Source organism: Neptunomonas antarctica, assembly GCF_001305295.1.
GTDB lineage: Bacteria > Pseudomonadota > Gammaproteobacteria > Pseudomonadales > Balneatricaceae > Neptunomonas > Neptunomonas antarctica.
This window is the reverse complement of record NZ_LJSI01000026.1, coordinates 1-26,530: the sequence shown is the minus strand read 5'-3', so window position 1 is coordinate 26,530 and position 26,530 is coordinate 1. Positions and strand designations below refer to the sequence as shown.

At 47.5% G+C, this 26,530-nt stretch carries 23 protein-coding genes and 1 tRNA gene; 7 read left to right on the top strand and 17 right to left on the bottom strand.

All coding sequences use genetic code 11. The features are described 5' to 3' along the window. Positions 1–104 precede the first annotated feature (104 nt). The 7 genes from Nant_RS04965 to Nant_RS04935 all read right to left on the bottom strand — a co-directional run bounded on the left by Nant_RS04965 (position 105) and on the right by Nant_RS04935 (position 9,156). Complete coding sequence (locus tag Nant_RS04965; RefSeq protein ID WP_054340539.1) at positions 105–1,844, bottom strand: bifunctional protein-serine/threonine kinase/phosphatase; 1,740 nt, start codon at positions 1,842–1,844, stop codon at positions 105–107. A gap of 133 nt (positions 1,845–1,977) precedes the next feature. After that, positions 1,978–3,447: a NarK family nitrate/nitrite MFS transporter gene (locus tag Nant_RS04960; RefSeq protein ID WP_054340538.1), complete on the bottom strand. Its 1,470-nt coding sequence runs from the start codon at positions 3,445–3,447 to the stop codon at positions 1,978–1,980. A 214-nt stretch (positions 3,448–3,661) separates the two neighbouring features. After that, positions 3,662–4,597 (bottom strand): ABC transporter ATP-binding protein, encoded by a 936-nt coding sequence (locus tag Nant_RS04955; protein ID WP_082400092.1) that lies wholly within the window; start codon positions 4,595–4,597, stop codon positions 3,662–3,664. A gap of 30 nt (positions 4,598–4,627) precedes the next feature. After that, complete coding sequence (locus Nant_RS04950; protein WP_054340537.1) at positions 4,628–5,632, bottom strand: ABC transporter permease; 1,005 nt, start codon at positions 5,630–5,632, stop codon at positions 4,628–4,630. 55 nt (positions 5,633–5,687) lie between these two features. Continuing rightward, entirely contained in the window at positions 5,688–7,037 is a 1,350-nt protein-coding gene (locus Nant_RS04945) for a CmpA/NrtA family ABC transporter substrate-binding protein (protein WP_238377073.1), read from the bottom strand. Positions 7,038–7,372: 335 nt separating this feature from the next. After that, positions 7,373–8,554: a CmpA/NrtA family ABC transporter substrate-binding protein gene (locus Nant_RS04940; RefSeq protein ID WP_054340536.1), complete on the bottom strand. Its 1,182-nt coding sequence runs from the start codon at positions 8,552–8,554 to the stop codon at positions 7,373–7,375. Next, complete coding sequence (locus Nant_RS04935) at positions 8,551–9,156, bottom strand: ANTAR domain-containing response regulator (RefSeq protein WP_238377069.1); 606 nt, start codon at positions 9,154–9,156, stop codon at positions 8,551–8,553. Before Nant_RS04935 ends, Nant_RS04940 begins: the two co-directional genes overlap by 4 nt. Before the next feature lie 189 nt (positions 9,157–9,345). Between Nant_RS04935 and gltX the strand changes: the two genes are divergently transcribed. Beyond that, the gene (gene gltX, locus Nant_RS04930) at positions 9,346–10,842 is read left to right on the top strand and encodes a glutamate--tRNA ligase (RefSeq protein ID WP_054340535.1); all 1,497 of its coding nucleotides are present in this window, start codon (positions 9,346–9,348) and stop codon (positions 10,840–10,842) included. Between the two features lie 150 nt (positions 10,843–10,992). Here gltX and Nant_RS04925 read toward each other — a convergent pair whose 3' ends face one another. Genes Nant_RS04925 through Nant_RS04915 form a run of 3 tightly spaced genes read right to left on the bottom strand, consistent with a single transcriptional unit; the run spans position 10,993 to position 14,470 of the window. Then, entirely contained in the window at positions 10,993–13,611 is a 2,619-nt protein-coding gene (locus Nant_RS04925; protein WP_054340534.1) for a cation-translocating P-type ATPase, read from the bottom strand. A 2-nt stretch (positions 13,612–13,613) separates the two neighbouring features. Continuing rightward, positions 13,614–14,198, bottom strand: a complete 585-nt coding sequence (locus Nant_RS04920; protein WP_054340533.1) for a VIT1/CCC1 transporter family protein — start codon at positions 14,196–14,198, stop codon at positions 13,614–13,616. Positions 14,199–14,203: 5 nt separating this feature from the next. Further along, positions 14,204–14,470 carry a DUF211 domain-containing protein gene (locus Nant_RS04915; RefSeq protein ID WP_054340532.1) on the bottom strand — a complete coding sequence of 89 codons (267 nt, stop codon included), beginning with the start codon at positions 14,468–14,470 and terminating at the stop codon, positions 14,204–14,206. Positions 14,471–14,757: 287 nt separating this feature from the next. Between Nant_RS04915 and Nant_RS04910 the strand changes: the two genes are divergently transcribed. From Nant_RS04910 to Nant_RS21795, 3 genes are all read left to right on the top strand, one after another. Then, positions 14,758–14,833, top strand: a tRNA-Ala gene (locus Nant_RS04910). A 476-nt stretch (positions 14,834–15,309) separates the two neighbouring features. Then, complete coding sequence (locus tag Nant_RS04905) at positions 15,310–15,846, top strand: Rossmann-fold NAD(P)-binding domain-containing protein (RefSeq protein WP_054340531.1); 537 nt, start codon at positions 15,310–15,312, stop codon at positions 15,844–15,846. Then, positions 15,843–15,974: a hypothetical protein gene (locus Nant_RS21795; RefSeq protein WP_274378318.1), complete on the top strand. Its 132-nt coding sequence runs from the start codon at positions 15,843–15,845 to the stop codon at positions 15,972–15,974. The genes Nant_RS04905 and Nant_RS21795 overlap by 4 nt, the downstream gene beginning before the upstream one ends. Positions 15,975–16,347: 373 nt before the next feature. On the opposite strand, the gene Nant_RS21505 is transcribed toward Nant_RS21795, so the two are convergent. Further along, complete coding sequence (locus Nant_RS21505; protein WP_054340530.1) at positions 16,348–16,698, bottom strand: EamA/DMT transporter family protein; 351 nt, start codon at positions 16,696–16,698, stop codon at positions 16,348–16,350. A 271-nt stretch (positions 16,699–16,969) separates the two neighbouring features. Here Nant_RS21505 and Nant_RS04895 point away from each other — a divergent pair, with 271 nt between their 5' ends. Continuing rightward, complete coding sequence (locus Nant_RS04895) at positions 16,970–17,647, top strand: PEP-CTERM sorting domain-containing protein (RefSeq protein WP_054340529.1); 678 nt, start codon at positions 16,970–16,972, stop codon at positions 17,645–17,647. A gap of 459 nt (positions 17,648–18,106) precedes the next feature. On the opposite strand, the gene Nant_RS21965 is transcribed toward Nant_RS04895, so the two are convergent. Together Nant_RS21965 and Nant_RS04890 are read right to left on the bottom strand one after the other, a co-directional pair. Continuing rightward, a complete protein-coding gene (locus Nant_RS21965; RefSeq protein WP_476638855.1) occupies positions 18,107–18,382 on the bottom strand; it encodes a transposase in 276 nt (91 codons plus the stop codon). Positions 18,383–18,464: 82 nt separating this feature from the next. Further along, entirely contained in the window at positions 18,465–18,710 is a 246-nt protein-coding gene (locus tag Nant_RS04890; protein ID WP_143773518.1) for a GNAT family N-acetyltransferase, read from the bottom strand. Positions 18,711–18,810: 100 nt separating this feature from the next. Between Nant_RS04890 and Nant_RS21230 the strand changes: the two genes are divergently transcribed. After that, positions 18,811–19,050 (top strand): hypothetical protein, encoded by a 240-nt coding sequence (locus Nant_RS21230; RefSeq protein WP_143773517.1) that lies wholly within the window; start codon positions 18,811–18,813, stop codon positions 19,048–19,050. Positions 19,051–19,401: 351 nt separating this feature from the next. On the opposite strand, the gene Nant_RS04885 is transcribed toward Nant_RS21230, so the two are convergent. The 3 genes from Nant_RS04885 to Nant_RS04875 form a co-directional block, all read right to left on the bottom strand. Continuing rightward, positions 19,402–19,842 carry a DUF2846 domain-containing protein gene (locus Nant_RS04885; RefSeq protein WP_054340527.1) on the bottom strand — a complete coding sequence of 147 codons (441 nt, stop codon included), beginning with the start codon at positions 19,840–19,842 and terminating at the stop codon, positions 19,402–19,404. A 1,018-nt stretch (positions 19,843–20,860) separates the two neighbouring features. Then, positions 20,861–22,078 carry a nucleotidyltransferase domain-containing protein gene (locus Nant_RS04880; protein ID WP_054340526.1) on the bottom strand — a complete coding sequence of 406 codons (1,218 nt, stop codon included), beginning with the start codon at positions 22,076–22,078 and terminating at the stop codon, positions 20,861–20,863. Between the two features lie 63 nt (positions 22,079–22,141). After that, positions 22,142–22,348 (bottom strand): hypothetical protein, encoded by a 207-nt coding sequence (locus tag Nant_RS04875; protein ID WP_054340525.1) that lies wholly within the window; start codon positions 22,346–22,348, stop codon positions 22,142–22,144. Between the two features lie 135 nt (positions 22,349–22,483). Here Nant_RS04875 and Nant_RS04870 point away from each other — a divergent pair, with 135 nt between their 5' ends. Next, the gene (locus Nant_RS04870; protein ID WP_082400087.1) at positions 22,484–24,694 is read left to right on the top strand and encodes a PqqD family peptide modification chaperone; all 2,211 of its coding nucleotides are present in this window, start codon (positions 22,484–22,486) and stop codon (positions 24,692–24,694) included. Between the two features lie 2 nt (positions 24,695–24,696). Here Nant_RS04870 and xylB read toward each other — a convergent pair whose 3' ends face one another. Continuing rightward, positions 24,697–26,220 carry a xylulokinase gene (gene xylB, locus Nant_RS04865; RefSeq protein ID WP_054340523.1) on the bottom strand — a complete coding sequence of 508 codons (1,524 nt, stop codon included), beginning with the start codon at positions 26,218–26,220 and terminating at the stop codon, positions 24,697–24,699. Between the last annotated feature and the right edge of the window lie 310 nt (positions 26,221–26,530).

Here is a 26,530-nt window from a genome sequence, read left to right as displayed (position 1 = left end):
AGCGCACCATAATCACGTCATTTCAGAGAATGCGTGCAATCATGGTGCGATATGAGCGTTATCTGAGAGTTGCTATCAGTGCGGTATTGAGTGGGCGTACAAATCTAATGGAATGTCAGTTGGAGTACGTTGAGGACCAGTAGTAATACCGCCAGACCCTGCCAAAAGCGGATAGGGTGCTTTTCGAGTAATGGCTGCTTTAATATAGCGGCTTCCAAATGACGATTAGGAACGCTTAAGTCCTGCATAAATTCCGAGAATGAGCTATAGCGGTGTACTGGGTTGGGTTGCAGTGCTTTTTTCAGGCAGGCTTCTATCCAAACAGGGATGTCTTTGCGAACATGTGTACTGGGGGTGTAATGCAATTCACAGTAGTTTGCCAAACTGGTCTGCTTCACATCGTGTTCTTCATAAGGCAGTTGGCCGGTTAGCATTTCATAAACGATCACGGCTAATGAATACAGGTCTGATTTAAAACTGCCAGGGTCCCCCACCAAGTACTCTGGTGCAATATAGTTGACGCTACCCTGTAGGGCCGATTTATCCAAAGGCGAGTTAATCTCTTCAGAGCCTGCAATCAGCACCGTACCGAAATCCAGAATTTTGATTTGGCCATCGGTGTTGATCATGATGTTTTCGGGTTTCAGGTCCTGATGAATCATGTCCTTGCGCTGAAATGCACGCAGCCCACTGATTATCTGCCGCACCCATTGGCGTACCTGATCAATCGGCGGCGTTGGGTTGTCATGCATCCACTGGCGTAAATGGGTGCCCTCAATATACTCACCCACATAGTACATAAACCGCTTGGGACGAGCAGGCTGGTAGGTTTTCATGACGTGTGGATGATCCAGTGTCATGCCTACCCATTCTTCACGAATAAAGCCATCCAGATAGACCAGATCTTCTGAGAAGTTTTCGGAAGGCGTTTTTAATACGAATTGTTCACCTGAATCGATATCTTTCACCAGATACATATGGCTGCGCGTGCCGCTAAAAATAACCTGCAGTACTTCAAAACCATCTATTGTATTGCCCTGTTTCAGTACCGGTGGGATAGGTAGCTGAGTCAGGCGTTGATGGGTTTCGTCCAGCGTTTCCTGAGGTAGTTGATCGATCTCTACAATGAGGGCTGTCAGATTGTCGTCGCTACCATTTTCGTAAGCTTCGTCTACGATTTGCTGTGCAATCACTTCCAGATTTAAAGAACGATCACTCAGTAATGCTTTGATTCTTGAACGTGATAAATGGCCATGCACGCCATCGGTGGTGAGCAGTAATCTGTCTTTTTGATTTAATGAGCGCTTGAAAAAATCGACTTCTAAGTGCGAATCGGCACCCAGTGCGCGGGATAAGTATTCATTGTTTTTAGTCGTCAGCACATGGTCTGAGGTGAGCTGCTCAAGCTCGCCATCGCACAGATGATAAATGCGGGAGTCGCCGACATGAAAACAAAACAGCGTGGATGATTTAACCACGACGGCTGAAAAAGTCGTCAGCATGCTCTCGCGATTACTCGTCTGATAGCCCGTATGAGAGCCCGTCCTGTTCTGGTTTTCATGGTAAAGCCAGCGATTCAGGCCCGTCAGAACACGAGAAGCTGAGTGGCCGACACTCCAGCTGGGAGGTGTACTCAGGTAATCCTGAATAAAACCGGTGACGGCTGTCTGGCTGGCGATATGCGAATCTTCACAGCTGCTCACGCCATCGGCAATGGCAGCCGCCGCGCCTTTGTATTGGCGTTCAGCCCCTGAGGGATGAGAGGCCGCAAAGGCATCCTGATTCCGCGCTTTCATTCCTTTAATGGAATATCCACCAAAACGAACCTCCAGCTGCTTACTCATCGGTGACTCCCCTCATTTTGCTTGGTAATACTTATATAGTGGGTAATACAGACATAAATCGTACGAATTAAAGGCTCACTAGTGAGCCTTTAATTATCAACGTAGAAACATTCTCTGAAGTAATTTGCCTGGCTTAATTTACCTGAATAAGTGCGACGCTACCGTCTTCGTTAATTTCTGCCATATGGCCTTTAGGCTCTTTGAGGAACAACAGCGTAACAAAGCCCAGCACGGCCGTGGCGGCAATCACCGAGAAGAAAGTAGAGTAATCTACCATCGATAGCACCGTTAGATAGAACACCGCGCCGACGTTACCATAAGCACCGGTCATGCCGGCAATCTGGCCAGTCAGGCGACGTTTGATCAACGGAACAACAGCAAATACCGCGCCTTCGCCAGCCTGCACAAAGAATGAGCATGCCATGGCGGCCATAACGGCCAAAACTAAAGGCCAGGTGCTGTCGATCATAGACATCACCGCATAACCACCCGCCAGACCAGCCGTGAGAATCAACAGAGTTTTCTTACGGCCAAAGCGATCACTGAGCCAGCCACCACCCGGACGGGACATCAGGTTCATAAAGGCGTAAGCAGAGGCCAGCAAACCGGCATAGACCATATCCAGTTCAAACACATCGGAAAAGAACAGTGGCAGCATAGAAACAACTGCAAGCTCAGAACCAAAGGTGGCAAAGTAAAGCACGTTCAATACCGCGACTTGCTTAAAAGCATAGCGCTGCATTTCTGGCACGGGTGTATGGAATATCTCTTTATTGACGCTATACGAGCTGTAGCAATCGTAAATAAAGATGACGCCCAATATCACGTAGATGCTCAACGCGGCGGTATCGGAAAGAATCGACACACCCTTAGGAGATAGCTTCCATGTTAATAACGCCAGCGCAGCATACAGCGGGATTTTCATAAGCAGCAGGAAGAAAAAGTCAGGCTTGCTGGTGACTTCTAAGCCGCCAATACGCTTAGGTTTAAAGTAAGTGGAGCCCTTAGGCGTATCAGTAACATTTTTATACCAGATAAAACTGAACACCAGGCTGAATAAGCCGGATAAGGCAACGGCATATCTCCAGCCGTCATCGCCACCAAACATGATAGCCAGTGTCGGTAGTGTCATTGCTGCAGCAGCGGAACCAAAGTTCCCCCAACCGCCATACACACCTTCTGCGGTACCCAGTTCGTTTGCCGGGAACCACTCGCTGACCATGCGAATACCGATCACGAAACCTGCACCGATAAAGCCGAGCAGAAAACGTGAGACAGCCGCTTGCGCAAAGTCTGTCGATAAGGCAAACGCAAAACATGGGATGCTGGCCAAAAACAGCAAAGCTGCATAGGTAATACGCGGGCCATATTTATCGGTCAGCATACCAATAATAATACGGGCCGGAATGGTGAGCGCGACGTTAAGAATCAATAGAGTTTTGATTTCTGACGATGTCAGCCCAAGTGATTGAGCAATCATGCCCAGCAGTGGAGCGTGGTTAAACCACACGAAAAAAGTGATAAAGAATGCCATCCAGCTAAAATGCAGCATCTTCATCTTTCCGCTAAACGATAGCAGGTTAAAAGATTTTTCCTGATTCATAGTCATTTTCCGCTTGTTGAAATAACAAACGCCCGATAAATCCTGATCTTTTCAGACCGGATTCATCGAGCGCCATTGCTCTATATGAGTGCTTTTTTGGTTTTTAAACAGGATTTTGCACTGTTTATGTGCGAAGGTTTATTAAGATGCTATTGTGAAAAAATTCTTAAAAAACCATCTGTTTAGTATGTTTTTCGGGTCTTTCTGAATCTGATTAGGCGGCTTCCGTTAAGTCTTTCGCCTTATGTTCTACTTTGTTATCAGCGTCTTTATCTTTAGATTCTTTACCTTTAGGTTCTTTATCCTTAGGTTCTTGCAGTAACTGTGCCGACTCTGGCTTTGATTCCGATTTAGCCACTGTGTGTTCTTCTGGCTTACGCTGTTTTTCATACAGGAAGCTCAATACTTCATGGCGGTAGTGGTTGTACTGCGGATCATCTGCCAGCTGAATACGGTTACGTGGACGCGGCAGTTCGATGTCGAGTATATCGCCAACGGTCGCGGCAGGGCCGTTGGTCATCATGACGATACGGTCAGAAAGCAGCACGGCTTCGTCAACATCATGGGTAATCATAATGACGGTATTATTCAGATCACTCTGGATCTCCATCAGGGAGTCCTGCAGATGCGCGCGGGTTAGTGCATCCAATGCACCAAATGGCTCATCCATTAACATCACGGTGGGTTCCATCGCCAGTGCGCGGGCAATGCCGACGCGCTGCTTCATTCCGCCTGATATCTCATCCGGACGCTTGTCCAGTGCATGCGTCATATGAACCAACTCAAGATTGTGTTCGATCCAGGCTTTCATTTCGGCTTTGGTTTTCTTGCCTTTAAACACCTGCTTTACGGCCAGTTCAACATTCTGGTAAACGCTTAACCAGGGAAGCAGTGAGTGGTTCTGGAAAACGACGGCGCGTTCCGGGCCGGGTTCATCGACCTCTTTACCATCAAGTACGACGCCCCCCCGAGTAGCCTGATACAAACCAGCAACAATATTAAGTACGGTCGACTTTCCGCAACCGGAGTGGCCGATCAGTGAAATAAATTCACCCTGTTTAATTTTAAGATTAACGCCATCCAGTGCTTTATAAGGGCCTTTAGACGTTGGGAATTCGATTGAAACATCAGAAATATCTAAATGGACCATGATTCTTCTCCTGATTTGTTCGTGTAATAATTAACGTAACGCTGAGGATTTATCCCAAGACACTTTGCGCTGAATCATCAGCATCAAGCGGTCCAGCAGAAAACCAATCAAACCGATGGCTAATACCGCCACCATGATGCGTCCCAGCGAGTTGGAACTACCGTTTTGGAATTCATCCCAGACAAACTTACCTAACCCCGGGTTTTGTGCCAGCATCTCAGCAGCGATCAATACCATCCAGGCGATGCCCAGGGATAAACGCAGGCCTGTAAACACCGCCGGGATAGACGCAGGAATAACAATCTTTGTTACGTGTGTTAAAAATGACAGCCGCAGCACCTGACTCACATTCTGTAAATCTTTGCTGATACTGGACACGCCTACTGCCGTATTAAGGAGCGTTGGCCATAATGAGCAGAGGGAAACAGTGATCAGCGAAGTAATAAAAGATTTGGCAAATAAAGGGTCGTCACTGGTGTAAACGGCACTCACCACCATGGTGACCAGCGGCAGCCATGCTAACGGAGATACGGGTTTGAAAATCTGAATAAGGGGGTTGATCGCCGAATAGAGTGTGGCGTTCAGGCCAATCATAATGCCAAGTGGAATGGCAATAATAGACGCAAAAGCGAACCCTGCCAGTACAGTGATAAGGCTAGTTACTATCTGATCAAAGAAGGTTGGTTGTCCGGTATAAGAGCGAATTTTTATCTCTGCGTCGGGATTTTTAGCGATTTTTTTTGCATTGCGTACATCTTGTCGTTCGTAAAATGCTACTTCTTTGGCGCGTTCTGCTTTGTGGTCAGCAATCAAATTAATTGATTGTTCATAAACCTGAGCAGGGCCAGGAAAAGTACCCAGCGAGGTGTTGATGTTTTGAGCGCCTATATGCCAAACAAACAGAAAGGTTATCAGGCCTATCATGGGGATACCCATGGTGCGAAGAATCAACATCAGTTGCTCAATCGGTCTGTCACCCTGAGCAATTTTTACAAAAGGCTCCAGCCAGCTTATTTTTAATAACATCGCACTCATTATATTGACTCCTTAACAAGCCCCTCTTTGAGGGGCTGGGTATCGCTTTACCGATTTAGATTTTATCGTCGTTTTTCAGGCCGATTTTGAATTTAGTCAGGTATTCATTGGGTGTATGGCCATCATAGGTAATGCCATCAATGAAATGGGTCTGAGGAGGGCGAAAACCTTCTTCTGTGGCAAAGTCAGGGAATTCCGATGCTTCCATTAATCCGTCTTCGATCAGAGCCTGTGCGGCTTCGGCATAGATGTCTGGACGATATACTTTTTTGGCAATATCCATGTACCAGCTATCCGGCTTCTGATCAGAGATTTGGCCCCAGCGACGCATCTGTGTGAGGTACCAGATGGCATCTGAGTAGTAAGGGTAGGTTGCGTTATGACGGAAGAACACGTTGAAATCCGGTACTTCACGTTTATCGCCTTTCTCGTACTCAAAGGTGCCTGTCATGGAGTTAGCAATAACTTCATAGTCAGCACCGACATAGTTAGACTGAGAGAGTATTTTTACCGCTTCAGGGCGGTTAGCGTTGTCGTTTTCATCCAGCCATTTAGCCGCACGAATCATCGCTTTTACAACACGTTTATGTGTATTCGGGTATTTTTCAGCCCACTCATTAGAGACACCGAATACTTTTTCCGGGTTGTTTTTCCAGATTTCGTAATCAGTCACTACGGGCACACCGATGCCTTTAAATACAGCCTGTTGGTTCCATGGCTCGCCTACGCAATAACCGTAAATCGTACCGGCTTCCATGGTTGCTGGCATTTGTGGGGGAGGTGTTACAGACAGCAATACATCGGCATCCAGCTTACCGGAGGTATCGCCGTTATGGGGCGCGTAATATCCGGGTTTAATGTTGCCCGCTGCTAACCAGTAACGTAGCTCGTAGTTATGTGTCGATACAGGGAACACCATACCCATGTTGAAGGGTTTGCCTTCCGCTTTGTATTTCTCGATTACAGGTTTCAGAGCGTCTGCTTTAATAGGGTGGATCGGTTTACCCGTAGCGTCTTTAGGAACGTTCGGTTTCATTTGCTCCCAGATGTCATTCGAAACAGTAATTGCATTACCGTTTAAGTCCATACTGAATGCAGTAATGATATGAGCCTGAGTACCAAAGCCAATGGTTGCGCCGAGGGGTTGGCCGGCAAGCATATGTGCGCCATCTAACTGCCCATCAATGACACGGTCTAGTAGTACTTTCCAGTTAGCCTGTGCTTCAATCGTGACGTATAGACCTTCATCTTCGAAAAAGCCTTTTTCATAAGCGATCGCTAAAGGAGCCATATCTGTTAGCTTAATAAAACCGAATTTCAGTTCCTCTTTTTCAGGCGCGCCAATACCGGCGTTGGCCACGGATATGGCGAGTAAACTCCCTGTTGCTAGCGCACCAAAAGTCATCATGGTTTTGCGTAGCAGACTACGACGGCCGATCATTTTTTTGAGTACATTCTTGGACATGGATACTCTCCTTAAAAGTAAAAAAGAAAAAGGCGCCATCAGATCAGAACTGTAAAGTTCCGGCTGAAGGCGCCTTTGCCTAAAATAATTTTTAACTATTTCAATAAGTTGTTAATAGGGATAAAGCAGATAACGTGCCAATATAATCAAAGGCCCTGTTTACGGGCCTTACGTTGATATGAAGTGCAAGAGTTAATGCGTTTTTCTAAAACTTATCTGCTTTTTTGGTGCGCTGCACAAAAATAGTGCCAAAGAGGGCGCAAAAAATAACCCGGTTATTTGAACTTCATATCGGGACGCATACTAATGTTGTGCTTTGTTCCCGGCAGTTGCCAATGTTCTGCGTGAGCCCCTTCTTCTTTAGTATTCTTAGTGGGTAGATTGATATTGAGCTGTTCCGCAACGCTGCGATAGGTATCGGTCAGATAGGTAGCCGTTAAAGGCGCTTGATGTAAGGTTGATTGATTTACAGAAGAGTGTTCCTTAGCAGAAGCCTTTTCGTTTAATGCGCTAATGTGGCCGGTAAACCATTGCGCCTGTGACAGCCAGGGGAAGGTTGCTTCAGACACTGTGAAGCAATGCCGGCCAAAGTCCAGATCGATACTGGACAAGTCTGCGTCTATGTAACCGTGCTTATTCAGTAGCCTGAAGCCCGCTATTTTATTCTCATGATTATCCAGCCATAGACAGGCTTTGAGCAACGCGGCTACCAATCGCTGGTGGCTGGCTGGATTGGCTTCATGCCAACGACGTGTAACGCCGAGTACTTTATCCGGCGCGTTTTCCCATATTTGATGCCCGGATAACAGGGTATGTCCAACCTGCTGTGCTTGCGCAAGACTATTCCAGGGTTCACCTGCGCAAAAAATATCAATGGAACCGCGTTGCATCACATTAATCATATGCGGAGGTGGCACCACGTGCTGTTTAATCTTGTTGTCAGGGTCAATGTTGAAATGCGTTAACCATTCGCGTAACAAAAAATGGTGGGTGGAATAGGTGTGCACTGAAGCGATATTAATCGGCCCCTCTACCGTTGTCAGGTAGGCTTTAAGCGCTTCGGCTGCTGATTGGCTGTTAAATTTTTTACCTTCAGGATTTAGCTGTTGCCAGAGTTTTGCTGAGACAGTAATGGCGTTACCGTTCAGGCCTAATCCCATCGCCGTGACCATGGGCTGAGTCGCTCCCAGTTTCATCGCGCTGGCGAGTACAATCCCCGCCGGCATTGGCGCGGCATCGAGCAAGCCAAACTGGACTTTATCGCGAATACTGGCCCAGGATGACTCTCTTGAAAGTGTAACGTCTAAGCCCATCTCTTCAAAAAAACCGAGTTCTTTCGCCACAAAAACAGGAACGCAATCGAGTAACGGGATAAACCCAATGGTTAATGAGCGCTTTTCAGCAGGAGGGAACGAGTCGGGAAGATGCATGTTATGGATGTTAGTGGAGGTGTTCATGGCATCAGCTCCAGTACAGAAATAATACTTTTGGCAATCTCTATGAGTGGTTTTTGCTGATCCATTGCCATCTTACGCATCGCTTTGTGGGCCTTGTCTTCTGTGCAGTGATTATGCTTCATGATCAAGCCTTTTGCTTTTTCAGTGAGGTTGCGATCAGCTAACTCTGCACGTACCTGATTCAGCTCACCATGCATGTGGGTTAGTTCGCTGCGCATTGCCTGGAATTCCCGGAAACGGGCAATGGCAACATCTAAAATCGCTTTGATACGATGCTGTTCAAGACCATCAACCACATAAGCGCTAACACCAGAGCGAACTGCCTTCTCTATCGTTGCCTGGTCGCCTTGTTCAGCAAACATAATGACAGGGCGAGGGCAGTTCTGGTTCATTAGGGCCATGTTTTCCAGAACATCCCTGTTGGGGGAATCCAGATCAATAATAATAATATCCGGCTTTAATGCATCGACTTTATCGGCCATGCGATCGGTAGAGTCCAGCCGGCCGAGGACCTTATATCCCTGATCCCGCAATGCCTGTTCCAGTAAGGCGGCACGTCCCTTGTCTTCATCGACGACAAGCACAGTTAATCTGTTTTTCACGTGGATCACCTGCGTTTTAAAATGGATATATGACTATACCAAGCAATATTTGGGCCATTCGTCGCTTTAAATGCCGGTAACTCTTATCGTCATTCATGGTCACTACATGACACGCGGCGGCAGGCAACTGTATAATGCGGCTTTATTTTTATACTTTTTGGCAACCACGTTAGCTTTGGCAGGAACATAATGACCGTACGTACTCGCGTTGCGCCTTCTCCAACAGGCGATCCGCATGTAGGCACCGCCTATATCGCACTTTTTAATCTGGCGTTTGCCCGTCAATACGGTGGGCAGTTTATATTACGTATAGAAGACACCGACCAGACGCGTAGTACGGCTGAATCAGAGCAGAAGATTCTGGATTCACTACGCTGGTTAGGACTTGAATGGGATGAAGGCCCGGATATTGGTGGCCCATATGGTCCTTACCGTCAGAGTGAACGCAAAGGCATGTACGCGCAGTATGCGCATGACCTGGTCGACAACGGCCATGCGTTTCATTGCTACCGTACCTCTGAAGAGCTGGACGTGCTGCGTGATGCACGTCGGGCGGCGGGTGGACATACGGCACTCAAGCAAAGCGACTTAGCATTACCTGCGGAAGAAGTGGCAAAACGCAAAGCAGCGGGTGCTCCGTTTGTTATCCGCATGGTCGTACCAGAAGGCGAGGGTGTCTGCGTGGTTGATGACCTGCTGCGCGGCCCTATCGAATTGGAATGGGGTATGGTCGATGCGCAGATCCTGCTGAAATCCGATGGCATGCCGACCTATCATTTAGCCAATGTAGTGGATGATCACCTGATGGAGATCACTCACGTTATCCGGGGTGAAGAGTGGATCAACTCGGCGCCTAAGCACAAATTGCTGTATCAGTACTTTGGCTGGGAGATGCCGGTACTGTGCCACATGCCTCTGTTGCGTAACCCGGATAAATCTAAATTATCTAAGCGTAAAAACCCCACCAGTATTCTGTATTACCAGCGTATGGGCTTTATGGCTGAAGCGCTGCTGAACTATCTGGGCCGCATGGGCTGGTCGATGCCGGATGAGCGTGAAAAGTTCAGCCGTGATGAGATGTTTTCAAACTTCGATATTACCCGTGTTTCTTTGGGTGGGCCGGTGTTTGATCAGGAAAAACTCAGCTGGTTGAACGGTGTCTGGCTGCGCGAAAATCTTTCGCACGCCGAGTTTGCCGCTAAGTTTCAGGAATGGGCACTAAACCCGGAATACCTGATGCAGATTATTCCACTGATTCAGCAACGTGTTGAAAAATTCTCAGATGTAGCGCCGCTGGCAGGTTTTTTCCTGTCGGGCATGTTGCCGATAAAAGAATCTGATTTTGAACACAAAAGCGTCTCACTAGACGATGCAAAACGTATTCTGCAATACAGCGTCTGGCTTCTGGATACCGAAGATGACTGGAGTAAAGACCATCTCTTCGCCCAGCTTAAGCAGCTGGCAGAAAAAATGGGCTACAAACTGCGTGACTTCCTGTTCCCGCTGTTTATCGCGATTGCCGGTACTAATCAGACGGTGTCTGTGATGGACTCTATGTCGATTCTTGGGCCGGATATGAGCCGTGCACGTCTGCGCCATGCGGTGACTCTACTCGGTAGCGCGTCTAAGAAAGAAGCAAAACGCTGGGAAAAAGAGTTCCGCGATATTGCTGCCAGTATCGAATAAAGGGTTGAATAAAGCGTTGAGTAAAATGTCCGCTGCATTAACGCTTTAAAATAATGTTAAAAGGCTATCAATCCGTTAAAAAGATTGATGGCCTTTTTTATTGGCTGGGATTTCTGTGGATCATTCAAGCTGTTGATTTACGTTGTGAGTTTAAGAGACGCGCTTTCTGCGCAGAAATGCTTTTTGTATCTCGACTACCACTAACACCAGCATAGAAAATGCAAAGCAGAGCAGCAAATCAACTAACGGCAGTGGTTGGGTGTGGAATACTAAGTTAAACGCCGGAACGTAAATGACTGCCATTTGCGCCAGAATAGTAATGCCTATGGCCAGCAACATCGGCTTATTAGAAAACAGCCCAAGCGACAACAGTGATGTGGTTTCGCTTCTTACCGCAAGCGAGTGAAATAGCTGAGAAAGTGTCAGTACGGTAAACACCATCGTTTGCCAGTATGCCTGCCCCTGTGCAATCGACCAGGCTTGTGCTGCTATCGAGATGCCACCAATTAATAGTCCTATGAATATAATATATTGCCACATGCCGTGTGCAAAAATGTTCTCACCGGGTGGCCGTGGCGGGCGTTGCATCACGCCTTTTTCAGCAGGTTCTGCTGTGTAGGCCAGCCCGGGCAGCCCATCTGTTACCAGATTGATCCACAAAATATGAATAGGCAGCAGTGGAATAGGTAAACCCATTAAAGGTGCCAAAAACAATGTCCAGATTTCGCCTGCATTAGAACTCATGGTGTATTTAATAAACTTGCGAATATTATCAAAAATGCGTCGCCCGGCTTTGATCGCAAGAACGATACTGGCAAAGTTATTATCCAGCAGCACCATATCAGCCGCTTCGCGCGCTACATCGGTTCCTTTACCTCCCATGGCGATACCAATATTGGCGCGCTTTAAGGCGGGTGCATCATTCACACCGTCACCTGTCATCGCCACAAACTGGCCTTTGTGTTGAAGTGCTTCAACAATTCTTAATTTTTGCTGTGGGCTGACTCTGGCATAGACCGTTGTGGTGTCGACCACGCGTAAAAAGTCGTCTTCCGAGAGTGTGTCCAGCGCCTGCCCGGTCATCACAGTGGAGGTCGGGTTAGTAATCCCCAGCCGTGTTGCAATCGCCATGGCCGTACCTGAGTGATCTCCGGTTATCATCACGGGTGTTATGCCTGCGGATTTGCAATCATCAACGGCTGCACGGGCTTCCTCTCGGGGAGGATCAATTAAGGTGACTAGCCCTAAAAAACAGAGCTGTTGCTCGATGTTGTGATCTATCGTGTCGGGTAGCTGATCAAATAGTCGCTGAGCAAACGCGATCACACGGTAGCCTTGACTGGCCAATTCTTCGGCAGTGTCCAGCATTGCTTCTGATGAAAAATCGTCTTGTCGCTCTCCCTGCCCGGATAATGCATGCGTACATTGTTTGAGGACTTGCTCGGGCGCACCTTTTATATAGGCAACAATACCTCTAGCTCCTTCAGAGCTTTTATGTAGAGTCGTCATCTGTTTGCGTTCGCTGTCAAAAGCGAGTTCAGCGACACGATGCATATTTAGTTCAAGCGGTTTCTTATCAAAGCCGAAAGCTAATGCTGCAGTAAACAGCGCCAGTTCAGTCGGTTCGCCCGCGGGTGTGGCGGTATTGGTGATGACATCGTTACTTAAGGCGAGGGCCTGGCCAAGCGCTTGTTGCAAGGCAGACCCAGAGGAGAAGACGGGCGAACGATCTGCCGCGATAAATGATTCTGCCGTCATCTGGTTTTGCGTGAGCGTGCCGGTTTTATCGGTGCAGATAAAGGTGACTGAGCCTAAGGTTTCGACCGCCGGTAAATTACGCACCAGTGTATGGTTTTGAATTAATTTACGGGCACCCAGCGCCAGTGAAATCGTCACTACCGCAGGCAGAGCTTCTGGCATGGCGGCTACCGCCAGGCTGATGGAAGTGAGCAACATAGTAAAGAGGGGTTGCCCCTGTAACAAACCGGCGATAAAAATAACGGCACAAATCGCCAGAATAGCCAGTGCGAGGTGTTTACCGAATAGTTTCAAGCGCTGTTGTAATGGCGTTTGGGTGTTCTTATCGGGATGTAGCAGAGTGGCAATCTGGCCTATCTCGGTGTTGAGCCCCGTCGTCACCACAACGCCATTACCCCGGCCATGTGTGATCACAGTGCTTTTGAATGCAATGTTGTTGCAGTCCCCTAACATGCGATTTTCATCAGTCAGCGCTGATGACTGTTTAGCCGCAGGGATAGACTCACCGGTTAAACTGGACTCATCTATCTGTAACTCTTCAGTTTGCAGTAAGCGCACATCAGCGGGCACAATGTTGCCCGCCTCTAAGATCACGATATCTCCGGGAACCAACTCGGCAGCATCAATCTGCTTGATTAAATTGTCGCGTATAACCTGAGCTTTAGACGCCGACATTTTTTTAAGTGCGGCCGCCGCGCGTTCTGCCCTGAATGTCTGAACGGCACCAATGATGGCGTTAAGACAAACAATCACAAGAATGGCAATGGTATCCTGCAGCTCGCCTATAAAGCCTGAAATAACAGCCGCTGCCAGTAAAATCAGAATCATAAAGTCATTAAATTGTTTAATGATCAGGTTAAATAAAGAACGCCGCCGTGCTTCAGGTAACGTATTTTCACCGTATATTAGTGCCTTCTTCGTTGCTTGTTCACTACTGAATCCCTGTGCCTGTGTTTCAAGTAGTTGGAGTGTTTCAGCGGATGTCTTATGGCAATAATCTAAGGTGCGCACCGCTAGTTACCTGTAAAAAAATAGATAAGAATGGATGTCGTGATGGCGACAAGCAGCGTTTGTAAACCACTGCGCAGCCAGGATACGCCAGAGATTCGACCCAGAAAAACACCCAGTAGGAAAACAATAATCAAGGCTAAAATAACGGCTAGATACAGAGGAGGGATGGGTAATACAATCCCCGCATTGGTTATTAATAGCGGGCTTAGGATGACTAATGAAATCAACAGAGGAGCAGAACCGTTCACTACCGCGATGATTATCGGCACCCAGCGTGCGGCTTGTGAATGTGCGGATGCTTGCAGATCTTTCAACATCGCTTCTTCCAGCTTAAGAAGCTCCCGTCGTCTTTCTGCTAACTCGCTAACATAAGCGCTACTAATTCCGCTTACGCCCAACGCGATAGCGGCACCCAGGCAGGCATTAATAATAATAGGTAACGGTGTAGAAGCGCTGAAGTTAAACCCCAGAATCAACCCCAGCATAGTCAACGCGCCATCAAAACCATTGACGACAAAATAACGACGAGCAATGCCTTGAGAGCGTGTAATTTCTAGCAGGAATTTAGCTTTATTCAACAGCTTCATAAGGGTTAAGCATCGGGCTCATTTCTGACGACAACAGCATCAATACTATGAAGAGCGCCCCCCATTTGATTAATGACCCCCTGAATAAGATCAAAGTCGATTATTTCTGCTTTAACAAAGACTTCTAACGATTCAGTTTTCTCATCCACAGCAATAACGTTGACTTTCACCGTGCTATTTTCAATAGCGGCGCTTAACGCCAGACAGAATTCCAGTGCGTTAGGGTGATGAGGTTTTAGCACATCAAGAACGACTTTTTTAACGGCTATCATATAGGGCCCTTTTCTTGCTGTTGTTTATTCCAGACTGCCAAATGGATCTGTGGGCTTCATTGCGTTACGTCACATATATAACTCATTTAAGACTTAAATCAGAGCAAGTGCACACACTTCTACATCACAAGGGCCTCAATAAACGAGAGTGTATGCATGTTATACGCATAGACTCTGTGCCAATGGTTTGAATTTGTTAGACAAAGCGTAAAAATGTGATTGACATTAATTTGAAATATGGGATGATACGCATCGTTTCAAAGCACACTCCCACAGTGCTAAAATATGGGGCCTTAGCTCAGCTGGTAGAGCGCAACGCTGGCAGCGTTGAGGTCAGGAGTTCGATCCTCCTAGGCTCCACCAATATCAAGTCTCAAGTCATCTGAGATTGTCCCAGAAGCCCGCTTATTGCGGGCTTTTTCGTATGCGCTGTATCCATCGAAGTCCTATCAAGAGCCCTCAGATCCGGGGTGATTAGGGGGGAGGGGATGAGAGATCCGTCAGCGGCGCTTTTCTCTCAGCCACACGATCGACAGCAACGCCGGTGCTAGGGCGTTATGAGGGTTAGGACCCTCGGCTACCCGTATATGAACTCCACCTGTTGATCAATGATAATTAACATAAATAGTAAACTGCTTGCGTATATACGGCTTCTATTTGAGGGAGTTACTCTCTGGGGAACCTACGAAAAAGTACTTATCCCTGCGCTACAGGCAGCATAGTTAGGTTGCTACGAAACTGAATTCTGGACTTGTGCGCATCTTCCCTAGCTCATTGTTGAAAACCGAGTAACCGTAGGGGCGCTTTATCAAGTAGCTAGTCAGGTAGAAAATCTGACCTTGATCACGGGTGCTTCGGTCTCTCAGCTTTCTGAACCAGAGCCTGGCCGCGATAGCGATGGGATTTCTCGTACCCTGACCTGTGCGGATGGTTCTTGTTGGCGCGCGACATTGGTTGTGGCCGCTGATGGTACGATGTCGAAAATCCGTCAGTTGGCGTCAATACCGCTGTGGGAGTGGGATTACGGTCACCATGCCATCGTTACTACCATCCGGACTGAAAAACCACATCAAGACACCGCATGGCAGCGGTTTACCGAAGACGGCCTATTAGCATTTTTACCACTCGACGATCCTTATACCTGTTCGATTGTCTGGTCTACCTCGCCGGATCACGCTGTACGCTTTATGGAGTTGGATGACGTCGCGTTTCGCGCCGCCTTGAGTCGGGAATTTGAATGTCGTTTAGGGGATGTGCAGTGGGCGGATCAGCGTAATGTGTTCCCCTTACGCGTCAGCGTCAAGGCGCTAATTTACAGATGGCGGCGGGTATGGAAGCCTTTAAACAGCTGTTCGGGCACCAGCAGCCATGGTTGAAATTATTACGTAATATGAGGATGAATGCACTGGATAAGCTCTCGCCGGTTAAACAGCATGTGGTTATGCAGGCGATGGGGTTAAGCGGCGACGTGCCTTTGCTGGCAAAAAGGCTTATGGATCAATAGGCCTTTTTGAGAGGGGTTAGTTCGGTGGTTTAAAAATTGTTTTTTAAAAAATTATTTATGTTTCGTCATGTTAATCAAGGACTGGTTCGTTTTACTCATTGACAATCACTAACTGCTTCTCGGCAGGTATGTGAGGCGGTATTTGGGGGCAGGGCGATCTGTCGGTTAGAAAGGTAGCGCTCGAATTTAAGGTGGGAAACCCGCAGATAAATACGCATACCTACCCTTGCTTATGCTTCACTCCTTAGTTGTTCATGTCAGGTTTTTTTACACCTTAACGCTAGTTATAGGCTTCCTGAGACTTATTTGCTTAATCATTGTTAAGCGGAGGCTCTAAGGCGAGTCTGATTGATTAATTTAAACTATTGATTATTTATAAGTTTCTGTAATTTATAAGATATATTTCGTTATCGCAGTTTTTCCATATAAAGATAAAAAGCTGGATAGCGAATGTCCGATACAGGCAGAGATAGGTGGTGCCGAACTGCAAGGCACCCACGACGGTGACGCCAACTTTCAGCTCGGTGCGCACCGCCCGCCAGAGGGTGAACGGCAGAAACACCAGCCCCCCCAGCAGCATCCGGCTCAGCACCGCGAAGTAACTGTCCACCTGACCTGCCAGAAACTCACCAATAAGACTGAATGAAAACGCCCACAACACGTTACAAAAACCAACAGCGTCATTCTTTACTCCCTCACTAATTTGCGGCGGAGTATATGCCATGACGACGCTTAGCCAGCATGACCCATCCAACGGTTTCATCCAACCGTTAGCTCAAAACGCGTAAAAAGAAAGGCCTGACCTGACGCCCTCGAGAGGAACGCGGACGTAACACAGATAAGCGGAGGCTATGGATGTCAGATTATTTTACACATAGGCAATAGGTTAGACTAAAAATATTTTTAACCTATTGTAAAATATTAGAATTTATATATTGGCACAAAATATGCTTTCGATACTTTACTCGAATGAATTCATAAAAAAGGTAGTAATTATGATTATTTTTAACAAAATACGTCGAACGAGCCGCAGATTCAGAAGCGCCATGACAGCAAACGTACTGTTACTGGTAACCGCCGTACTTTTTTCAGCACCGGCGGCTGCGGGCGCCATACTCTCCCCCTCTCTCACCCTATCCGGCACTCAGGTAACCGGTGCCACCAATCTAAGCGTCGACGGGGGCCTGTATGACGTCCTTTTCGTAGAAGGCACCTGCGCAAGCGTCTATGGTACCTGCAGTCAATCAAGCTTCCCCTTCCCCTACACTCACTATACGTGGCCTGCCACGGGCCCCGTGGACACGGCGAAGCTGGCAACCATCGCCTTCGCAAACCTGTTTAACGCAACCCCTGATTTCGACCTCTTGTCCATTTACGGGATCACCAGCACCTCAAACCAACGGATCAGCACACCCATATACCTCCCCGCCGCCGGTTATTGGGTCATGGCAGAGACATGGCGGCTCAACACCACTAACGCGCTTGGAACGGGGGCCATGAGCCAGCGTGCCTTCGCGTACGATTCCACGACCGACGCAGACCGTGTCTTGGCAGTCTGGTCACCCGCTCAATCTGCTGCCGCACCCGGCATACCCGAGCCGGGCACCCTCGCTATTTTCTCGCTAGGTCTTCTGGGTCTCGGATTGAATCGTCGTCAACGTAAAAATCCTTAATTCATCAGCAGCAGGCCGCCCGAAAACAGACTGACCGACTCGGCAACGGCTCCTGTGTTGCTCTAGCGCCTGCAACCATGCAGTCGTACGAAACTCGGCTCCCTTAAGATCAAGGGGGCCTTTTTTTGGTCAAGGTAAAGTGCATCACTGTCTGTTGTGGACTCATTGGTTGCGTTACTGCGTTTTTTGTCCATGAAAATAGGCCTCGGCATTACGCCCATCGCCTGAAGGACGATCATCATCGTTACCATTTGGACGGAAGCACTTATGGGAAGCCCATGCCTGAATCAGCGTGCCATCGACACTGAAATGGTCTGCTGACAGTAACTGTTTCTTTCTGGCAAGGTTGACGACGGCTTCAAATAGATCGGTAATGACATCATGTTCCAGCAGCCGGCCTCTGTTAGCGGTGAATGTCGAATAATCCCAGACAGAATCATCAATGGTTAATCCGACAAACTAGCGATAGAGCAGGTTGTCGTTAATTTGTTCAACGAGTTGTCGCTCACTGCGAATGCTGTAAAATATCTGCAAAAACTGAGCACGGATAAGGCGCTCGGGTGGGATCGACTCTCGGCCTCCTATGGCATAAATACTATCGAACAACCCGCTTAACTGGCCCATGGCTTCATCGAGCAATACACGTATCGAACGTAAAGGATGAGCTGCTCCCCTAAATAAGTTATGGGGTCGCCTACTGTACCCAGCCCAGTATTTTCGGAGAAGAAAATCCACAACCAGCTAGGTATTCTAAAGCTGCCTATTGAGGCGTTATTTTTAGGGACTTTAAGCCCCTAAAATCATATCGAAACCGGCATTAAAGGTCTGCTGATAATGTTATGCAATGTTGAATCGGTATATAAAGCAGTTCGCCTTGATCTGATGTTGCATCGATGAATCCATATTTTTTACAGAAGTCGATCGCTTGATGCTTAGGATCAACAAACAGCCCAGTGACAGCGGCAGGGTTATCAGCATTAGCCGCCATGGCGGTTTTATTAATTACATCTAATAACATTTGTTCCCCGAACTTATTACCACGAGAGTCTACGTGTACAGCCATACGCGTCAACTTGAGTGCAGGCGCGGGGTGAGGATAGTTTTTCAGCGGCGAAAAGCCTTGGGGGGCGTTTACGCTGGCATAAGCATTCGTGCATAGATATATGAGCAATTCACTCCGGCCAGATGATCCTCCCTCTGCTATGAAATACAACAGAGAGAGTCTGTGTCACCGGATGTGTGACGTAGAGTCGGGGGTGAAGCATAGTGTTATTCCACACACCATCGCCAGACAGGTTGCCGCGGGCGTCGGCTACGATGGTCTGTGGTACATACTTATTAGCAGTGTTGTAGGTCGTGGAGGTCAGCACGGAGTTAGTCGCGCTGCGCTTGCTCGCCTGTGATGTTTGCAGATAGAAGTTCGGATAGCCTGCGGCCGTGTAAGCGGTATAGCCGAACGTCGTCACTGGCTTCACGCCCGAGGGATCCGCTGGCGATGTGACCAAAGCAGCGGGGTCATGATTTGTGACTTTTAAAGTCGCCTCTTTATTTAACGTATATCCACCGCTCTCACATGCCTTAATCAGGCAGCGGCAGACGCCATTCGCAATGGCCTAGGCATTGATTATCCCCTTTCTTCCTTGGGTGTCGTATCTGCAAAATTATCAGTTTTTATCAGAGCACGGGATCATAAATCAAAGACTTGACCCCGTAATTTTCCTGCATGTGCTTACATACCCCTTATCTGAGATGCTTCACTCAGGATTACTCATGGCCCTAGTTTGAGGTAATTCGCTAGCTGCTTGCTGAGAATGTATAGCGCTTAATCGCCAAAAACCAATCCAAGAAGGTCTAAAGTCTGCGCGAAAGTAATATGTTTGGTTGGCACTCATATCAATCGTTACGGGCTGATCAATTCCTAGAGTGTTGGTATGCATTTTATGAATGCCGGGCTCCGTTTCGTAAACAATAAACCCACCATTGGCGATAGAGCCTTTGGCTTCTCCATTATCTATTATTTCAGTTATATCTGCAGAGCCTGCAAATTGTTTGTAGCGATACACAACAACCTGGCTAGCACTCTTGTTATTCTGTTTTACATGAAGCTCTTTATTATATTGGGCTCCAGGCGCAGAAGCGCAGCCAGAAAGTAAACCAAAAAAACCAATAAGGGTAGCTAGATACCAAGCTTTCATAACATCTCCTTGTTTTAAATCTTATCCTATTTCCCCGATATCGCCAGAGAACTATGAGAGGAACAATAGGTTAACCTATCGCTGCTTATAGCTTACAAAGATTTTATGCTGCATTGCGCAGCCATATTGTAGATACTTACTCGGTAAGCACTTATCCTCAACTAATCACAGCATACAATCATAGAGCGGTGAGTTCTATTCCTTGCAGTTTTTAGTCACTGGTGATCCATGTTCATTCCTGAAAAATGATGGTTGCTCCATCTGTGAGGCTCGACTTTTTCTGTCGCTCGCATCAAGTGTGCTCGCCTAAGAACTGTAAAAAAGAAACGGAAAATGCTTATACCAGGGGCAGTCGGATGAAACTTATTGTAGATCTTTCCGCATTACTCGTTGCAGCTTCACATATGATCGACATGCTCGTTTGCTTAATCCGTTATCCTTTCTCCATTTGAATAAAAACGAAGAGTAAAAATAAATATGGGGGTATGTATGGGGGTTCTTTTTAAATATAAGTGAGTATGATTTCAATATTATCAGGTAGTTAATTATCTTATTCAATAAACCTAGGCCCACCAATATCAAGTCTCAAGTCATCTGAGATTGTCCCAGAAGCTCGCTTATTGCGGGCTTTTTCGTATGTGCTGTGTCCAACGTAGTCCAATAAGATGCCCCCATGACCGGGCATGTATGCCCCCCAGCAGAATGTAACGGGTTTGCATCTTGAGGTGCATACTAGTGGTTAAACGTGCTATTCAGCGCTACCTATTTCCCTATTTGGGCACTCTGCCGTTTGATGCTCTTACTCCGCCACAATTACTAGCCGTTTTGCGCCGCGTACTTTGCTTGATGAGATATTAGAGGAGCGTGTGGAGTTAATATTAATAGAACATCAGTTAGCCCATGCCGGAAAGACAATTTAGGCAGAGTTTATAATCGAACTTAGTCACTCATGTGTTTTTCTGAGTCGCCGCAGAGGATCACCAGCATCGTTTGAATCCTCTATTATTTGAGCCCTCTATTAATAGGAGCAGAGGGACGAAGTTATTCGAGCTACGGTGCGATGAACAGGCAAAATCAAATAATCAAAAACCAGTTTGATTGGTACATACAAGTAACGCAGTGTAGGCGGCAAGTTTACCAACTCGTAATGTGTCGCTCGCGGCGTACACGTGGTTCGCAGGATGAAGCGCAGCTTATCGCTATAGCGTTCTCGAATTGCCAGAGAGTAGTGATCCACCCGGTAAGGGTTTGCTGGCGGCGGATCGCACTTATTCATGATGTCGATAAGCTTTTCAGATAGAGAGTTGATGACTTTATCCCGAACAATGAGATTCTGACAATCGGGCTCTATATTGACACCCAGTAAGCGGTAACAAAGCTCTACTCCTAACAATAGCATACGTAAACAGCCCGTTTGGCGTGCCATCATAATCAGGCTGTTCCAATCAAGCTGCGCATGTTTATTCAGAAAACCAGCCAGATCAACCACCGGCTTGAGGGAGCGCCAGCATTCTTTGCTTGCATGTATGCACAGCATTAAGACTTCATCTTCGGGCGAAAAGGCCCAAACCGTTCGCTGCAAAAAGGGTTTCCGGACGGCCCTCCTCCACAGCAAAGGATAGTCGAGATCAATTGCCATAGTGCTGGGGGTTAACGCCCAATGTGGCTCCACGCAAACGCCCGTCCCCTGGTGTTGCATATTATATTGCCCACCGTAACGGCGCACAGCCGTTTCCGTCCGCTGATTAAAGTTGCTCGCATGCTGATAACCCAGAGAAATCAGACAGGCAACAGCCGATTCTACATCCGTGTCCCGAACAAGAAGGTCAAGGTCTGCAAACAGGCGAAGATTAGCATCGTTAAATGCGCGCAGGGAAAGTGTCGGTCCTTTAAAGGGGATAGCTTCAACACCCCGATCTTCCAATTGGCCGAGTAAATTCACCAGCGCAGCACTTTGCTCAGTCGCCTGTGCACAATGTCGATCCAGATGAAACTGCATGGCGTCTTTAAGATCAGCCGGAATGAAGTCCTGATAGCCAGAGAGAAGAATGGAACAAAAAAGTGGCGCCAGACTGTGATCATAAGCAGTTTGCACTGCTTTATTCCAATCTAGATCGCCTGTAAAAAAAGCCCGAACTCGACTTTCAGATTCAGCTGTATGAGGGGCAAACAGCGCACAGAGCAATCCGAACTCTGTAGTTACTCTTTTAGAACTCAGGCTTCCTTGTGTCGTCATAACATGTAACACACCCTTTCGTTAACCAAAAGAGGCGTTACATTAGAACAGGCCACTCAGTTATTAAATCCGAGTTGGGGATGGTGCATTTGTTTGGGGTGGTGGGCCGAACCCCGTCCCACTTCCCGATACTACAGCCGCCTTAGCTATTGAGGACTGTGACAGCAGCAGTGCAATAGCTGGGGCAGCAACAGTTACTTTAGCCGATGTAGTCACAAAATTACGACGGCGTTGGCCGTGTTCTTCAAGAATATCTTTATTATCTTTCATAACGATCCCTAGTTAGACAAAGTGTTGCGCAGCAAATAAACAATTATCAAACCAATATATTAATATCCATACAAATTAATACGTTGGGCTATTTCCATATATATGTGGAAATAAGTGTAAACTAAACTGACATAAATGAGTAGAAAATCGCGTTCTTCCTTTACAGGCAACCAGATGACCACAGCAGCCACAATTTTTGTATTGATCGCCAGCTATCGTGATACAGAGTGCCAATGGACTATAAAGGACTTGTTTGAAAAGGCGGCAAATCCAGCGAAGATTCGCGTGGGAGTCTGTTGGCAAGCCGACCTGTTGGAGGATAAAAACTGCTTCCAAATCGAGACGCGCCCAAATCAAGTGAGCGCGGTGTATTTTCGTCCCGAAGAATCCATGGGGGTCTGTTGGGCCAGAGCGCAAGCTCAAGCATTACTTCGAGACGAGGATTACGCGCTGCAAATCGACAGCCATATGCGTTTCGTCGATAACTGGGACGAACACATGGTGAATGCTCTTGCGTTGTGCGACTCAGCCAATCCGATTTTAACTGTTTATCCGCCCGGCTATACCCCGCCGAATCAGCTTGATTCAGAAGCACCGCCGCGCGTTCAACGCATCAGTCATATCAACGCCTCCGGTATTGTATTCTATTCAGCCATACAGCCGCCAGAAGGTGTACAACCCATAGCCCCTATGCCCACGGCAGGCTTGGCTGCTGGCTTTATTTTCGGACCATCACGCTGGCTACGCCGCCTTCGTCATGACCCTCTCATCTATTTTCATGGTGAGGAACATGCCTTGGCTGCGCGACTGTGGACACATGGCTTTGACCTGTTCAGCCCACATCAAACACTGATCTACCACTACTACACGCGCAGCGAATCAGCGAAGCCTTGGTCAGATGACACGAAATGGCATGCCAAACACCAGAAAACATTACTACGTCTGCGTCAATTATTAACCCCGAACACCCTGCCCGAACGCGACCGTACGGATCTGGGGATTTACGGACTCGGAAGCCAGCGCTCCCTGGAAGACTATGAAGCCTATGCGGGCATTAACTTCAGCGCCCGCAGTATAGCCAGCTATGCGCAATGTTTTCCCTATGTGCGAACCGCGGATGTCACTACCATGCTGGGTACCGATCATTACAGCCTTACCGTATCAGACCAGGCACAGCTTTTTATTCTTGGAGACGAAGGGCTATTATTTTCAGCCTCCCGGGGCGAAATTTATCACCTGAATACGGCAGCCACTTATGTCTGGTGCTTACTGGAAGAAAACGCTAACTGGCAGCGCTTAGTGACGGCTTTGTCTACCCGGTGTGACATGACAGCGGCCGATGCTGAAAAAACCCTAACTAATCTACTTATTCATTGGCGAGGTCAGGGTGTGTTGCTTGGCAACGAGACTGCAGATGGTAAGAGTGAACTCGCACCCTTGCGAGACGATGAGCCCAAAGACAGTTCCGAGCTGAACAATTTGTCCCTGCCTGGTCAGATTAATTTCGCCAAGGAACAGCGCTACTGCGTTCTTGAGACCCACTTCAATTTACAGTTCTGTGATGAGGATCACGCCGCCTGGTTAATGCCCGCTCTGAGGCACTTTGAAACCAACGACCAACGGCAACCGAACTTCGTGCTTACCGTCTATCAGTACGACAATTTGCATTACATTTTTCTGGATGGAGAGCTGGCCCACAGCGACAAGAAGCTCTCGCAACTGGGACCCTGTATAAAATATCAACTGGTACGAACGGCGCTGGATTGCTACGACCATATCATGAACCTGCACGCCGGGGTGGTAGCAAAAAATGGTGCGCTTATCGCACTGCCCGCACAAAGCGGCGATGGTAAAAGTACTCTGGTCGCGGGCTTGGTAAAGCATGGTTATCAATACTTTACCGATGAACTGGCGCCACTGGCGCGCGGTAGCTGTAAAGTCATTCCGGTGCCTTTGGGCATATGCGTAAAAACAACAGCCTTCAGTACGCTGGAAACACTTTACCCTGAAATTCCTGAGCACCCTGTTCACGATCGGGACGACGGACGACGCGCTGTTTACTTGCCACCATCCTTAGATTCAATTGCCTCCTTGGACAGCGCACAGCAAATCACACATCTGGTTTTCCCTCGGTATCGTGAAAACGAAACCACTCAAATAATACGGATATCGCAAGTGGAGGCCTTTGCACGCGCGATGGAGCACTGCGTCTCAATACCCAAACCGCTTACCTTGGACGACGCTAGCGCCTTGGTTAATTGGATAGAACAAGTGGAGTGCTACGACCTGGTGTCTGGATCTCTGGAGGAAGCTATTCAACAAATTGACGCATTGATTTCTGCTTAAAACTAAACATTAATTCTGTTTTTTTCAGTGTCGTACAGGACGTTGTAGTGATGGTGAAGGGCTTCATTGTATTGTTCGAAAAGCTCTTTATAGTGCTGCACACCACTCTGGTTGGGTTCTACGCGGCTGCGTGAGTCTATGGCTACAAATTGGTTGCACAGGTTGTTGAGCGAGGTTTCTTTACCTTGCCAATGGGAATGGCACCATGCTGCCTGAATGGCTCCGCCGAGTGCTGCAGCTTCTCCAATGGATGGGCACTCTACCGGCGTATTCATCATGTCTGCTGTGATTTGTCGCCATTGATTACTTTTCGCACCACCGCCAATTAATCGAATTGATGCGCTGTCCAGTCCTGAATCACGCAGTATTTCCAGTCCGTAGCGTAGCCCTAAAGTTGTACCTTCAACCGCCGCTCGGCACAGGTGAGGGGGTGTTAGGTTTTGCATATTGATACCCAGTAACATGCCTTCTGCACTGGGTAGTGATGGTGTGCGCTCGCCATTTAAAAAAGGCATCAGTAGCAGGCCGTCAGAACCGGCCGGAATGGACGCTAGATGTTGATTGAATGTGGGAATGTCGAATTCAAATAATTGTTGCATGGCGCTGGTAATATTAGTCATATTCATGGTGCATATTAGCGGTAACCAGCCGCCCGTGGATGAGCAAAAAGGCGCTAAGCCATTATTGACAGGAGTGATTGGCTTATCGGCTGCCGCGTATAAAGTACCCGAAGTTCCCAGGCTCATGGTAACGAGGCCTGGCGTAATGTTGCCGGTTCCAATCGCGCCCATCATATTGTCGCCACCACCACTCGATACTAATACGTTCGGACTCAGGCCCAGTAAACTGGCAATTTCTTTTCGTACAATGCCTGCGGGTTGATGGGCTTCAATTAAGTTGGGCAGCGCTTTACTTAATTGTTCGTTTGGGTCAATGATATCCAGAATGCCTCGATCCCATTGTCGTGTTATAACGTTGAAATAACCTGTTCCGGATGCGTCGCCATATTCAGTGACGGTGTTACCCGTTAGCCAGAAGTTAAAATAGTCATGCGGAAGTAAGATGTGTGCAATTTTTCGAAAATCATCGGCACAGTTCTGTTTCATCCATAGTAATTTAGAGGCGGTATAACCGGTGGCGATGACGAGTCCGAGGCGTTTTTTGCATAAGTTTTCACCCCCTAATGCCGCTAATAACTGCTGATTCTGAGGTTCTGTTTCCGTATCGCACCAAAGTTTTGCCGGGCGGATAACGTTTCCTTGCTGATCAAGCGCAACCAGTCCGTGTTGTTGGCCTGAAACGCCTATCGCGTGTATAGCTTTGGCGTCGATGCCGGATTGTTCAATGGCTTGATGGTAGGCTGATTTAAACGCCGCAATCCACCAGTCTGGATGCTGTTCTCTGCGTCCCCGGGCGTTACTAATCAGTTGATGTGGTTCATACCCTTCGCCAATAATGCAGCCGAGTTCAGGGTTAAGAATAATGACTTTCGTACCTTGTGTTCCGCAATCGACGCCTAAATACATTATCCGTCTCGCTTATTATTATCTTCGGCTGGATGTATTGAGCCGCTAATTCAACTACATGTGATTATCGGTGGAATTGGCTTCGTTATCACTCATGTGTAGTTGACATGGAAAGGTCATCTATTACATCCAAAAAGTAAATAACATACAACTACTTAACTAGCCTGATATTAATATGCTTTTATTTGACTGGGTGTCATTCTGCGAGTTTATGAGCTGTTAAGAGTATCTTATTTTTAAAAAGTATATATATAACGGCATTAAGTAGGTTTGATTTATAAGAGTAGAAATAGTATTAATTATTTAATAA